This window comes from Aminobacter sp. MDW-2 (assembly GCF_014250155.1).
GTDB classification, from domain to species: Bacteria; Pseudomonadota; Alphaproteobacteria; order Rhizobiales; family Rhizobiaceae; genus Aminobacter; species Aminobacter ciceronei.
Genome location: NZ_CP060197.1, coordinates 2,920,991 through 2,935,243, shown reverse-complemented (window position 1 = coordinate 2,935,243; position 14,253 = coordinate 2,920,991). Strand labels below are relative to the sequence as shown.

4 protein-coding genes are annotated in these 14,253 nt (G+C 66.0%); 2 read left to right on the top strand and 2 right to left on the bottom strand.

Features of this window, described 5'->3' with window-relative positions; all coding sequences use genetic code 11:
* Positions 1-76: 76 nt before the first annotated feature.
* Both H5P29_RS14330 and H5P29_RS14325 read right to left on the bottom strand, forming a co-directional pair.
* Positions 77-4,246 carry a translocation/assembly module TamB domain-containing protein gene (locus H5P29_RS14330; protein ID WP_348640624.1) on the bottom strand — a complete coding sequence of 1,390 codons (4,170 nt, stop codon included), beginning with the start codon at positions 4,244-4,246 and terminating at the stop codon, positions 77-79.
* Between the two features lie 11 nt (positions 4,247-4,257).
* A complete protein-coding gene (locus tag H5P29_RS14325) occupies positions 4,258-6,192 on the bottom strand; it encodes an autotransporter assembly complex family protein (protein ID WP_154386331.1) in 1,935 nt (644 codons plus the stop codon).
* 334 nt (positions 6,193-6,526) lie between these two features.
* Here H5P29_RS14325 and H5P29_RS14320 point away from each other — a divergent pair, with 334 nt between their 5' ends.
* Together H5P29_RS14320 and pbpC are read left to right on the top strand one after the other, a co-directional pair.
* Positions 6,527-11,962 (top strand): alpha-2-macroglobulin family protein, encoded by a 5,436-nt coding sequence (locus H5P29_RS14320; RefSeq protein ID WP_371818655.1) that lies wholly within the window; start codon positions 6,527-6,529, stop codon positions 11,960-11,962.
* Between the two features lie 165 nt (positions 11,963-12,127).
* Positions 12,128-14,224, top strand: a complete 2,097-nt coding sequence (gene pbpC / locus H5P29_RS14315; protein WP_154386333.1) for a penicillin-binding protein 1C — start codon at positions 12,128-12,130, stop codon at positions 14,222-14,224.
* The last annotated feature ends 29 nt before the right edge of the window (positions 14,225-14,253 follow it).

The following is a 14,253-nucleotide window of genomic DNA, read 5'->3' as shown; positions in this document are numbered from 1 at the left end:
GTTCCGACAATCGCCGGCAGTGCCACGACACATCGCCTGATATGTCAGTGCAGGGGTTACCCGAGCGGCAGCCCGCTCAGTATTCCTTCTCGTAGAAGATGCCGCCCTTGGCCTCGCCGGAGTCCGTCGCCTGGCCGCGCAGCTTGACGCCGCGGCCGACATTCAGGTCGATCGTCGCCTTGCCCGAGCCAGGCTGGTCGCCGGCCTCGATCGACAGATAGGTACGGTCGTTCAGATACTTGCCGACGGCAACCGAAGTATCACCTTGCTCGTTGGTCTTGATGTCGAGGTCGTCGACGCCGAGCGTCGCACGCAGGCTCGACAGCAGCGACGTCGAACCACCGATGCCGGCCATTTGGGCAGCGGCGTCGGCAAGCTGGGCGATCTGCAGCGGCGACAGATTGGACATCGAACGGCCGAAGATCAGCCGCGCCAGCACTTCGTCCTCCGGCAAAGCCGGAACCGAGGAGAAGGCGAATTTCGGATTGTTGGCCTCGCCCGAGATGCCGATGGTGACGGTGGCGTCGCCGGCTGTCGTCTCGGCGGCGAAGTTGATCGTCGGCACGAGCGAGCCCGAAAAACCGACCGAACCCTGGGTGAAGTTGAGTCGCTTGCCCAGAATGGACAGGCGGCCACGGCGCAGCGTGAACTCACCCACCGCCTGCGGCGATGCCGACGAGCCCGACAGGCGCAGCGAGCCACCGAGCTCGGCGTCAAGACCACGGCCCTGGACGAAGATCTGGTTGGGCGCGTTGACGGTGACGTCGAGCATCAGCGCGCCGCTGCCTCCGCTGGCCTTCGCCGGCGGACGCATCGCGTCCTGCTGGGCGACGACCGCCTTGGGCGCGTTCTTGTGCTTGACGTCGACGGCGGTCAGCGCGCCGGGGAACTTTTCCGGAATGCTGATGACGGTGCGTGCCAGATTGATTGTGCCCGACAGCACCGGCGCCGAAACCAGCGGTCCTTTGATCGCGATGTCGCCGCCAAGATTGGCGGTGACGACGCGGCCGTCGGTGTAGCGACCGTCGGTCAGCTTGATGGAGATGTCGGCCGGGAACCCCTGCGCCGCATTGGTGCCGACAGTACCGCTCGCGGTGAGCTGGCCGCCCGTCGACAGCGCGCCGGTCAGGCGGTTGATACGGGCAACGCCGGCGGCAATGCCGATGTCGAGATTGATGTCGTTGATGGCGATGCCCGACTGAGCAATCAGAAGCCGCGCACCGGAAGCGCGGATGCTGCCGCCGATGACAGGTGACGTGGCGGGGCCGCGCACCTGGACGTTGACGTCGGCGGAACCGTTCAGCGCCATGCCCTGGGCGGCCAGCGTGCGGCCAAGGAACTGGAATGGCACGGGCCCCTGGAAATTGAGGTCGAGCGCCACCGGCTTGGCAGTGGTGACGACACTGCCGCCCCCCTTGATCGCGAGGCCCGACCCTTCGCTGATCGTCGACTGGAAGGTGAGCTTGCCACCGGCGAAAGTGCCGGTCGAGCCGATGTTCATGGCGCCGAAGCCGGCCCCCGTTGTCTGTGCGGTCGCGGCACCCGCGACCTTGAGGTCGTAGCCGACTGTCGGATTGGCGGCAGCGCCCGAGACCTTGACCGTACCCGAGATCGAACCGGCGGCACCAAGACCAGGCGCGAAGGAATTGGCAAGCGAAGCCGGCACATTGGCCAGCGTGGCGTTGAGGTTGAGCGCCGAGCCCGCCGTGCCGGAGACAGTCGCCGTGCCGCCGCCGAGATTGAGCGCAAGCTTGTCGAGGCTCGTCGTACCGCCTGATATCGAAACCGTCGTCGGCCGCGCGATGGCGGCCTTGATGCCACGCATGACGGCTTCGCCCGAGGCGAGCTCGATGGTGGTGGTGCCGCCAGCGAGCTTGACGCGACCGGCGGCCTTGGCCGGAATGTCGGCAACGGTGGCACCACCGGAGAAGCCGGTCCATTCGCCATCACGCTTGAGGTCGACATCGATGCCGGAAATGACCGTCTTGCCCGAGGTCACCGACTTGGCCTTGATCGTACCAGAGATCGCCGGCGCCTTGAGGTAGTTGAGGATGTCGGCGTTGATGGAAACGCCATTGGCGGCGAGATCGCCACGCTTGAGCGAAGCGGTGCCCAGTTCAAGGCGCGCCTGCGGGACATCGCCTGAACGCGTGAAGTCGATCTTGCCGCGCAGATCGCCTTCGGCCTTTTCGAGCGCAAGTGCTGCAAGTGGGCCGATATCGGGCATTTTGATGGTGACCGTGCCGAGCGGCGCGAAATCCTGGTCGAGGACCAGGTCGCCCGACAGCTTGTTCTCGCCCAGCGACAGCGACAGGCCCTTGATCTCGCGCTTGCCGTCTGATGTGGCGAGCACGGCACTGCCCTGGAGCGGTTGACCGGCGACGTTGCCCGAAAGTGCCACATTGGCGGCCGGGTTGGCCGGGTCGACCTTGCCTGTTGCCTTCAGGCTGAGCCCGGTGATTTCGCGCGCCGCCGCTTCGATGCGGTCGCTGGTGACGGTCAGTGAGATGTCGGGGGCGGTGCGCGCGCCCTTGGCGGTCAGGGCGAAATCCACCGCACCCTTGGCATCCTTGGACAGAAGCGAGATGTCGGCGAAGGAACCCTTGAGGTCGGCATCGACATCGGTGCCTTTCATGCGGGCCGTGCCGCTGGCGGTGAGCGCGCCCGAGGTGAATTCGATGGCGTTGGCGGCGAAGCTGCCTTCGGCATCGCGGCTCGCGGTGGCCGAAAACTGCGTGCGCTCGGCGAGCGCAATACGGACGCCTGCCGGCAGCGCGCTGGAAGCTACGTCGGCCCTGACGCCGAGTTCGAGCGACAGGTCAGCCAGGTTGAGCTTGGCGTTCAGCGCGCCGTTGAGCGTGTCGCTGCGGATCGTGCCTTCGTCGACGGCGACCTGATCCTTGCTGATGGAGCCCGCCATGTCGACCGCGACACGGCCGGCGACCAATGGTGCAAGCGTGGCGACATCGGTCTTGAGTTCGGCGACGCCGAGCTTGATCGACAGCGGGCCGCTGCGGTTGGCAATGTCGAAGCCTTCGGAATGGGCGGCGGCGGCGATGTCGCGCAGCTCGGTATTGCCGGCGATGACCGACAGCAACGAGGCGCTGAAATCGACCCCCGGCTCCTTGCCGTCGCCGAAGGCGCGCAGGCTGGCGGCGTTGATGGCAACGGTGACCGGCTGGGCATCGCTGCCGAGGCTGAGCACGATCGGCCCCTCATTGGCCTTGACGTCGAGCGACAGGTCAGCGGCACCTTCCGGATCGAGCGAACCGGCTGCTGTGGCCGTCAGCGCGCTGCTGGCGACGGTGGCGCGTTCGATGTCGAGGCCGCCCGTCGTCGTGCGCGTGCCGGCGACGTCGAAAGTGGTGTTGCCGGCGAGCAGCGGCTTGAGCGCTGCGGGCAGGAAATCCTCGAAGGCGCCGTCGCCCTTGGCCGAGATGACGTTGCCGTTGTCGGTCAGCTGATGGGTGCCGGAAATCCGGGTGACGACCTTGCCATCGACGGCGAAGGTGCCGTTGCCGCTCCAGTTGGCAGCAGGCCCCTCACCCGCAACGACGAGTTCGACCGCCGGCTGGTTGGGCAGCTTTAGGATATTGGCGATGATGCCGCCAGCAGGCTCAGAGGCGCGGATGTTGAGCGCGATGCGGTTGTCGGCGGGCGCAAAGGCGATGTCGGCGTCGACGACGCCCTGCTTCCCGTCGCTGCGCGAAACGTTGAGCTTGGTCTCGATGCCCAGCGGCGAACGGTCGGCGCGCAGCATGCCCTTGGCGGCAAGCTCGGCGATGCCGGTTCCAGCCAGCGCTTCGCCGAGCGCGATCTCGGGCAACTCGATCGCCTTGATGTCGACGGAAACCGGCAACGACAGGCCGCCACCGCTGCTATCCTTCTTCGTGCCGCCCTGCGGCAGGCGGGCAAGCTCGATGCGGTCGGCGGCGATCCTGCCGGCGCGGAAGGTGCGCGACAGAAGCGCCAGCGGCGACCAGTCCACAGAGACGCCGCGCAGAGCGAGCCATGCGCCCTGGGCGTCTTCGATGACCACGTTGTCGAGCCGGAGATTGCCCGACCAGATGCCGTTTAGTCCGCTCAGCCTGATCTTTTGGTCGGGCGTCGAGGCGACGCTGGAGATCAACCCAGCGAGGTTTTCGCGGCCCTTCGAGGTCAGCGTGAAGACGGCGGTGGCGCCAATGACGAAGGCCAGCACGACAAGAACCGCGATGCGGAGGATGCGCAGGATTTTCTTCAGCATAACCATCGCGGTCAGAACGCCTGGCCGACGCCGGCGTAGAAGCCATAGCTGGGGTCGCCCGGCCCCGGATTGAGCGGCACGGCGACGTCGACACGCAGCGGGCCGAATGGCGTGAGATAGCGGACGCCGATGCCGGCGCCGACCTTGACGGTTCCGAAATCGGGGAACTGCCTGGCGGAAACCGTGCCGGCGTCGATGAACGGCACGATGCCGATCTTGTCGTTGTAATTGTAGCGGATCTCGACCGAGGTCTCGGCATAGGACAGGCCGCCCGTCGGCTTGCCGTTGATCTCCGGGCCGATGCCCTGGTAGGCGTTGCCGCGCACCGAGCCGCCGCCGCCGGAATAGAAGCGCCGGTCGGCCGGCACGTCGTCGAGGCCAGCGCCGAGGATCGAACCCATGGCGACGCGGCCGGCGAGAACGAACCGGTTCTGGTCGCCAAGGCCGTAATAGGCCGAGCCCTCGCCCTTCAGCTTGACGAAGGCGTTGCCGTTCAGCGCGTCATAGGTCGGCTCGACATAGGCGAGCGCGCGGAAACCGCGTGTCGGGTTGAGCTTGTCGTCGCGATTGTCGAAGGCATATTGCAGCGGTGTCGAGACCAGCAGGTAGCGCTTGCCATCCGGATTGAGTGCGTCCTCGATGTCGGAATAGTCGACAGCGAGCGAGGCCGAGACGGTCTGCTGCCTGGTCAGCTCGTAGGAGACGCCAGCATTGCCCTTGACCGAGAAGATGTCATAGGCATCGGGGTGCTCATAGGACGCCTTGAGGTTGGCGAAGAACTTCGAGGCAGGCCCGATGACGCCAGGCTTCTCGAACATGATGCCGGCATTGTAGTTGAGCTTGCCGAGTTCGGTGGTGTCGCTGATGCGGCCGATCGAACCGCTGATGCGCAGCTTTTCGGCACGGCCGAACAGGTTGCGGTGGCCCCAGTAGCCTTCGAGCCCCGCACCTTCGGTGTTGGAATAGGTGGCGCCGGCCCCGAAGTAACGCATCTTGCGCTCGCTGACGCGGACGTCCATCGGGATGTTGCCGGTCGGATCGAGCGCCAGCGCCTCATTGATCGACACCGAGCTGAACACTTCGAGCGCCAGGAGGCGGTTGCGTGCCTCCTCGATTTCCTTGGGCGAGTATTTCCGGCCGGGTTCCAGCCCCGTCATGTAAACGGTGAAGTCGCGATCGACCGCCTCGGTGCCTTCGACCGTCGTTGCGCCGTAACCGGCGATCGGGCCTGCGGCAACGTCGAGGGTGACGTCGAGCGTGGTGGTAGCGTGATCCGCGACGATGGTCCGGCTGGTCACCTTGGCGAGCGGCCTGCCCTCTTCCTTCAGCGCGCGCACGATGCCGGCCTCGGCCTTCAGGATGGCGTCGGAGGCGGCATTGCCGCCCGCGATCAGGCCGAAATCGGCGCCCCTGATGTTGGCGGCATCGCCCTTGAGCACAATATCGCCGAGCGTGAACATCGAGCCGGGCTGGACCGTAATGCTGACCGGGACGGGCTGTGGCCCGTCGAAGACGGCGTCAGGAGCGAGGTCGTCGAGATTCTTGCCGGCAATGGAAATGGTGACGACGCCATCATAGTGCGCCTTGGAGAACAGTGCGGCGACAAGGCGCTCGCGGTCGTTGCGCGCCTTGGCGAGCAGGCCGAGCGAGCCGGAGACCGGCCGATCCTCCTCGCCCTTCAGCAGCGAGGCGTTCTCGATCGCTTCCTTCAGGTCATCGTCAGTGGTGTCGACTTCGAAGGTAACGGCATAGTCGAGCGGGTCGACAACGTCGGCGTCGTCTTCCTTCGACGAGCCCCACAGCTTGATTCCCAAGATTTCAAAAGCTGAGGCGCGCTGGGTCTCCACGGCCAGGATGCCTGAAGACAACAGCATTGCAACCGCCGCGCGCGGAAGCGCACGGGCGATCGTTGGTCTGTCGAATCCACGCAAACGCCGCACAAACATCAAGGCACCGTAACCTCCAATCCTAAAATTGGAATGAAGTTTCTGGCATTTCGTAAAGCAGCCACATTCGATATGTCAGAATTCATTGGGCAAATGAACGACAGCCGGGCCAGGGATTCGGGTGTTGTCATCGGAGCGAACCGCATGGGCGGGCAATACCATGCACGGCGTCCAAGACAAGTATTAACGTAGCAGGCGGTGCCTGCGTGGCTGCAGTATTGACTGGACTGTGGCAAGCTTAACATGTCGTCTAGAGCGACGATCAGGGTGGTGGAGGGAATTGGCGATGCGTGCGCTGCGGGCTTTTCCGGTATTCGTTCTTCTCGTTTTGGCCATGGCATTCGGGCTGGCCAACACATTCGAGGCTGCTGCGGTCGAAGCCCGGCGCGTCGTGACGACCGACAACTCCGACTATTTCGGTTTCGACCTGCGCTCTGAGCAGAATGTCAGCCTCGACCAGTGCCAGACCTCGTGCATGGGCGACCAGTCCTGCCGCGCTTTCACCTACAACACCAAGGCGAAATGGTGCTTCCTGAAATCCGACTTCGCCACGATCAAGTCGTTCACCGGCGCGGTTGCCGGCAAGGTCGTGCCGGTCAGTGGCGAGCCTGACATCGGCGCGCCGGCCGAACTTACGTTCTTCCCGGCGTCGATGGTGGACGAGGCGCGCCAGTATCGCAGTGCGCTGACCACCAATGCGACCGTCGATCCGGCGCTCGGCCTCGCCGCGCTGATCGATGCCGGCGAGCAGGCGCTCCTGGGCGGCGACGGCCGCACGGCCATGCAGAAGTTCCGCGCTGCAGCGATCATCCTGCCCGACGACGCCGCGATCTGGACGCGCCTCGCCCGCGCCACGCCGATGGTGTCGCCGATCAACGGCGAAGAGACCGCGTCGCTGCAGCGCGACACGACCTCGACCGCCTACAACGCCTATCTTTTGTCGCGCTCCGCGACCAACCGTGCCGAGACACTGGCGTTTTTGGCGCGCGGCCTCGACAAGCGCGACATGTTCCGACCCTCGCTGCAGGCTTATGAAGCGAGTCTCGCACTCGACAATTCGGCCTCCATCCGCGCCGAATATGAAGACCTCAAGGCACGAAAAGGCTTCCGCGTCGTCGAGCACACCATCGACGCCGACACGACCTCGCCGCGCGTCTGCGCTCAGTTTTCCGAGGCGCTGGTCAAGACGGGCGTCGACTACGCCCCCTTCGTCACGATAGACGACCAGGCGCCGAAGAGCGTCGAGGCCAAGGACCAGCAGATCTGCGTCGAGGGTCTGCAGCACGGCCAGCACTACCGCGTGACCTTCCGCTCCGGCCTGCCGGCAGCGCTCGGCGAGGTGCTGGAAGCACCCGTCGTGCTCTCTGTCTATGTCCAGGATCGCGGCCAGTCTGCCCGCTTCACCGGCGACAGCTTCGTTTTGCCGTCGACCGCCCGCCGGGGCATCCCCGTCGTGACAGTCAACATGGAAGCTGCCGACATGAAGCTCTACCGCATCGGCGACCGCTCGCTGGCGCAGTTGCTTTCCGGCTATCAGTTCCTGCGCCAGCTCGACGGCTATGACCTGTCCTCGATCGCCGACCAGATGGGTGAGCCGGTGTGGGAAGGCCAGCTGGCGATCACAAACGAGCTCAACAAGGAAGTGACGACCTCCTTCCCAGTCGACGAGGCACTGCCCAACCGCAAACCCGGCGTCTATGTGCTGACCGCCCAGCCTGTCGACGACAAGAGCGACACCTGGGCGACCAAGGCGACGCAGTGGTTCGTTGTCTCCGACATCGGGCTTTCGACCTATACCGGCCAGGACGGGCTCAACGTCTTCGCCCGCTCGCTCGCCTCGGCCAAGCCTATCGCCGACGCGGAACTGACGCTGCTTGCCCGCAATAACGAAATCCTCGGCACCGGCAAGACCGACGCCGAGGGCCGCGCCACCTTCAATCCGGGCCTGACCCGCGGCAATGGCGGCCTGGCGCCGGCTGTGCTGATGGCGAGGCAAGGCGACGCCGATTTCGTCTTCCTCGACATGACCCGCGCCGGCTTCGACCTGTCCGACCGTGGCGTCACCGGCCGCGCTGCTCCTGGTGCACTGGACGTCTACGCCTGGACCGAGCGCGGAATCTACCGCGTCGGCGAAACCGTTCACGCGGCAGCCCTTGCCCGCGATGATGCTGCCAAGGGCGTCGACAACCTGCCGCTGACCTTCATCTTCACCCGCCCCGACGGCGTCGAGGACCGGCGCGTCGTCAGCCAGGGCGGCAATTCAGGCGGCCACAGCGTCGACCTGCCGCTGTCGTCAGCCGCCATGCGCGGCACCTGGACGCTTGCCATCTACACCGACCCGAAGCAGCCGGCGGTGTCGAGCCAGATGTTCCTGGTCGAGGATTTCGTACCCGACCGCATCGAGTTCACTCTAACTTCCGACCGTATCGAGATCGCCGCTGGCGAAACCGCCGAAGCCACCGTCGACGGCCGCTTCCTCTATGGCGCGCCCGCTGCGGGCCTGGCACTCGAAGGCGAGCTGACACTGTCGACCAAGCGCCAGTGGGACAGCTTCAAGGGCTACTATTTCGGCCTCGCCGACGAGCAGGAAGGCGAAGCTACACGTATTCCGCTGGCCGACCTGCCTGTCGTCGGCGATGACGGCAAAGCGACCTTCCCCATCTCCGTCGACCAACTGCCGTCGACGACGCGCCTGATCAATGCAGCACTCAGCGTGCGCATGCGCGAGACGGGCGGACGCGCCGTCGAGGAAAAGCTCGACATCGGCATCCGTCCGCAGGCAACGATGATCGGCATCCGGCCCGACTTCTCAGGCGAGGAAGTGCCGCAGGGTGGCACCGCCAAGTTCAGCCTGATCGCCGCCGAACCCGGCGGCAAGCGCACCGAGCTCAAGGGCGCGCAGTGGTCGCTGGTCAAGGTCGAGCGGAACTACCAGTGGTACCGCTCCGGCAATTCGTGGAATTACGAGCCGGTGACCTTCACCAAGTCGGTGGCATCAGGCCAGGTCGATCTCACCGCTGGCGCCGAAGCAACCGTTTCGCTGCCCGTAGACTGGGGCCGCTACCGCCTCGAAGTCGAGACGGCCGATCCGGCCGGCCCGGCGACAAGCTATGAGTTCGACGCCGGCTGGTATGTCTCGGCGACCTCGACCGAGACGCCCGACGGCCTCGAGGTCGCACTCCACAAAGAAAAGTATGTGGCTGGTGAAGTCGCCAAGCTGCAGGTTTCGCCACGCTTTGCCGGCGAGCTCCTGGTGACCATCGGCGCCGAAAAGCTGCTCAAGACCGTGACCGCCTCGATCCCGGCGGAAGGCGGTACCGTCGACATCCCTGTCGGCGAGGACTGGGGCGCAGGCGCCTATGTGACCGCAACGCTCTACCGGCCCGGCGACGCGCAGGAATCGCGCATGCCGGCCCGTGCCATCGGCCTGAAGTGGCTGGCGGTTGATCCTGCCGACAAGAAACTCAACGTTACACTTGCGCTGCCCGAGAAGACCGAACCGCGCAAGGCGCTGTCGATCCCGGTTTCGGTGACCGGCGCCGCAGCAGGCGAAAAGGCCTATGTCACGGTCGCGGCCGTCGATGTCGGCATCCTCAACCTGACCAACTACAAGGCGCCGGACCCGGAAGGCTGGTACTTCGGCCAGCGCATGCTGGGGCTTGAACTGCGTGACCTCTATGGCCGCCTGATCGACGGCTCGCTAGGTGCCATGGGCAAGCTGCGCACCGGCGGCGACGGTGCGGCACTGACCTCGCAAGGTAGCCCCCCCAAGGAAAAGCTCGTCGCCTTCTTCTCAGGTATCGTCGAGCTCGACGCCGACGGCAAGACGACGGTCGATTTCGACATTCCGCAGTTCAACGGCACGGTGCGCGTGATGAGCGTGGCCTGGACCAGAACTGCTGTCGGCCACGCCACCGGCGACGTCATCGTGCGCGATCCGATCGTGCTGACGGCGGGCATGCCACGCTTCATGGCACCGGGCGACTTCGCCGAAATGACGCTCGACATCGCCAACACCGACGCGCCGGCGGGCGATTACAGCCTGTCGGTCGCAACGACTGGTGATCTTGCGACCGGCGACGCCGCCCTGCCCGAGAAGCTGACGCTCGAACCAGGCAAGCGCCAGACGATCAGGATCCCGCTGATGCCTGTTACCGCCGGCACCGCCGGGCTGACCGTCAAGCTTGCCAATGGCGACGGCCTCGAGGTCGAGCAGGAGCTGTCGCTGCCGGTGCGCCCGGGCCAGCTGCCGGTGACCACTCGTATGGTCGTCGACCTCAAGCCCGCCACCTCACTGCGCGTCGACAAGGAACTGCTGGCCGCGAGCCTGCTCGACGACGCCCATGTCAGCGTCGGTGTGTCTCTGGCCTCTGCCTTCGACGTACCGTCGCTTTTGATGACGCTCGACCGCTACCCCTATGGTTGCGCCGAGCAGACGACGAGCCGGGCGCTGCCCCTGCTCTATGTCAGCGAGCTCAGCGCCGAAAACGGCATGGCCGAAGACCCCGAGCTGCGCGAGCGCATCCAGGGCGCGGTCTACCGCGTGCTCAACTACCAGTCCTCGTCGGGCAGCTTCGGCCTGTGGGGGCCGGGTTCGGGCGATCTGTGGCTCGACGCCTATGTCACCGACTTCCTGACCCGGGCACGCGAGAAGAATTTCGACGTGCCGCAGCAGGCGATGATGCAGGCGCTCAACAACCTGCAGAACGCGATCGGCTATGACGTCGACGTCGAGGACCGCGGCTCCGAGATCGCCTATGCGCTCTATGTGCTGGCGCGAAACAAGAAAGCCTCGGTCGGCGATTTGCGCTACTTCGCCGACACCAAGCTGGAGGCCTTCTCCAGCGCGATGGCAGTGGCCCAGCTCGGCGCGAGCCTCGCGCTCTACGGCGATGCCCAGCGTTCGGAAAGCCTGTTTGGCGCTGCGCTGCAGATCGCCAGGACGACCACCGAACACGACTGGTACCGCTCCGACTATGGCTCACGCCTGCGCGACGGCGCCGCCATGCTGGCGTTGGCCGCCGAAAGCAAGCCGTTGCCTTCGGTGGTGCCGGCACTGGTCCAGATGGTGGCGGCGGATCGTGCCGCGGCACGCTGGACCAGCACCCAGGATGATGCCTGGATGCTGCTTGCGGCACGCGCGCTGAAAGCCGGCAACGAGGCGATCTCGATCGACGTCAACGGCACGGCCCATAACGGCGCCTATTCCGAGCGCGTCGACGGGGCCGAGCTTCTGACCAACCCGATCGTCATCGCCAACACCGGCAAGGACGCATTGCAGGCCGTGGTGACGACGGTCGCCGCACCAGCCCAGCCGCTGCCCGCCGGCGGCGACGGCTTCACCATCGAGCGCACCTACTACCGGCTCGACGGCAGCGAGGCCAACGTCACCGAGGTCAAGCAGAACGAGCGCTTCGTCGTCGTGCTCAAGATCAACGAGCTCAACGACTGGCCCTCGCGCGTGGTGGTGGCCGACATGCTGCCGGCAGGCTTCGAGATCGACAATCCGGGGCTGGTCAACAGCGCCAACCTGTCGAACTTCTCCTGGCTGGAACAGACGGAAGCCGCCCATCTCGAATTCCGCAACGATCGCTTCGTCGCCGCCATGAACAGCGGCGAAGGCTCGGACCAGGAATTCACGCTGGCCTATGTCGTGCGCGCCGTGACGCCCGGCACCTATGCCCATCCGGCGGCCAATGTCGAGGACATGTACCGGCCGCAATATTCGGCACGAACGGCGACCGGCATGATGGAGGTGAAGGCAGAATAGCATGCCTGCTTTCAGCCCAGCAGCGACTTCTGCGGAGGGACCGCCCCACATCCGCCTGCCGACACCGGCTCCCCGTCATGACGGGGAGAAGGAAGACGGTCGCGACGTCGACGCCCCCCTCTCCCCGTTGTTCACGGCGAGAGGGTAAGGGTGAGGGGCAGAGCCATGCTCTCCGCAAGGACCACGCGCAGGATCGCTCTCTCGGCAATAGGCGCTGCCAGCCTGGCCGCCCTCGCCTTTGGCGGCCTGTTCGCGCTCGACCGCACCTTTCCGCCGCCCTTGCCCGAAAAACTGACTGTCTCGGCCGAAGTGCTCGACCGCGACGGGCAACTGCTACGCGCCTATGCGACACCGTCGGGTCACTGGAGGCTTGGCACGGACCTCGACCAGGTCGACCCGCAGTTGCTGAAGATGCTTGTCGCCTATGAGGACAAGCGCTTCTGGGACCATGAGGGCATAGACGTGCTAGCGCTCGGGCGCGCCGCGTGGCAGTTCCTGAGCAACGGCCGCATTGTCTCCGGTGGTTCGACGCTGTCGATGCAGCTGGCACGCCTGATCGAGCCGCGCGAAAGCCGCAGCCTCAGTTCCAAGCTCAAGCAACTGGCCCGCGCCGTCCAGATCGAGCGGCGGCTGCCCAAGGAAGAAATCCTCGAGCGCTACCTGACGCTGGCGCCTTATGGCGGCAATCTCGAAGGCGTGCGTGCGGCGGCGCTCGCCTATTTCGGCAAGGTGCCGAAGCGGCTGACAGTTTCCGAAGCAGCCCTTCTTGTCGCCCTGCCACAATTGCCCGAGCGCCGCCGGCCCGACCGCAACCCCGCAAATGCCCGAGCCGCGCGCGATCGCGTGCTCGACCGCATGGTGTTGGCAGGCGTGCTCGGCGAGACCGAGGCGGCGCGGGCATCCTTGGAGGCAGTCGCCGCCACCCGGCTTGCCTTGCCGCAGCTTGCGCCGCACGCCTCGGACACGGCACTTCGCAGCCAGCCAGGCCTCATCAGTCATCGCCTGACCTTGCGCAGAGACGTGCAGCAGGGGCTGGAGGTCGTGGCGCGCGAGGCCGCGACCCGGCTCGGCCCGAAAATCTCGGTCGCCATGGTTCTGGCCGACGCGATGACGGGCGAAATCCTCGGCGAGGTCGGCTCGGCCAACTTCTTCGACGCCTCGCGCTCTGGCTGGATCGACATGACGCGCACCGTGCGCTCGCCCGGCTCGACGCTGAAGCCCTTCATCTACGGCCTTGCTTTCGAACAGGGGCTGGTGGCTCAGGAGACGATGATCGAGGACCGGCCGGCCGATTTCGGCGGCTACCGGCCCAAGAATTTCGACATGAGCTACCAGGGTGACGTGTCGGTGCGCCAGGCACTGCAACTGTCGCTCAATGTGCCGGCGATACGGCTGCTCGACGCGGTCGGGCCACAGCGGCTGACGGCGCGCTTCCGCCAGGCCGGTGTCACCCCGCAACTGCCGCCGAATGAGGTGCCCGGCCTCGCCATCGGCCTCGGCGGCGTCGGTGTGACGCTCCGCGACCTCGTCCAGCTCTACACCGGGCTCGCCAATGGCGGCCGCGCCAAGATGTTGCGCGACGGAGCGGAGGCGGCCGTCCCTGCCCCGCTTGCCAATGGCACCATCCTGGAGGAGCAGGCCACCTGGCAGATCGCCGACATCCTTGCAGGCGTCAAGCCGCCCGAGGGCGCCGCGAAACGCACAATCGCCTACAAGACCGGCACCTCCTACGGCTACCGTGACGCCTGGTCGATCGGCTACGACGGTCGCTACGTTCTCGGCGTTTGGGCCGGCCGTCCCGACGCTGGTGCGGTGCCCGGACTGTCGGGCTACGTCTCGGCCGCCCCCATCCTGTTCGAGGGCTTTGCCCGTTCCAGCCTGCCATCGATGCCTTTGCCACGTCCGCCGGCCGGCACCCTGCGCACCGCACGCGCCGACCTGCCGGTGACGCTGGAGCGTTTCTCGACCGCCACCGAACTGCCGGTCGTCGCAGCCGTCATTACCGAACCGGCGCCGCAGATCGTCTTTCCGCCCGACGGCGCCCGCGTCGAACTGGGTGCCGCGACGTCAGCCGCCTCGCCGCTGGTGCTCAAGTTGCAGGGCGGCCGCGCGCCATTCCGCTGGCTCGCCAACGGCAAGCCGCTTGCCGCCCTCGCCCGCCGCCGCGAGGCGACCTGGCAGCCCGACGGCACCGGCTACTCGACGCTGACCGTCATCGACGCGGCAGGCCGCGCGGCGAGTGTCAGGGTGTTCGTGGAGTAGGCGCCGACTTTTTTGTTTGTGTGCAAATT

Coding starts and splice junctions, on each gene's coding strand:
- pbpC (WP_154386333.1), top strand. CDS start 12,128: ATGCTCTCCGCAAGGACCACGCGCAGGATCGCTCTCTCGGCAATAGGC.
- H5P29_RS14325 (WP_154386331.1), bottom strand. CDS start 6,192: ATGTTTGTGCGGCGTTTGCGTGGATTCGACAGACCAACGATCGCCCGT.
- H5P29_RS14330 (WP_348640624.1), bottom strand. CDS start 4,246: ATGCTGAAGAAAATCCTGCGCATCCTCCGCATCGCGGTTCTTGTCGTG.
- H5P29_RS14320 (WP_371818655.1), top strand. CDS start 6,527: ATGGCATTCGGGCTGGCCAACACATTCGAGGCTGCTGCGGTCGAAGCC.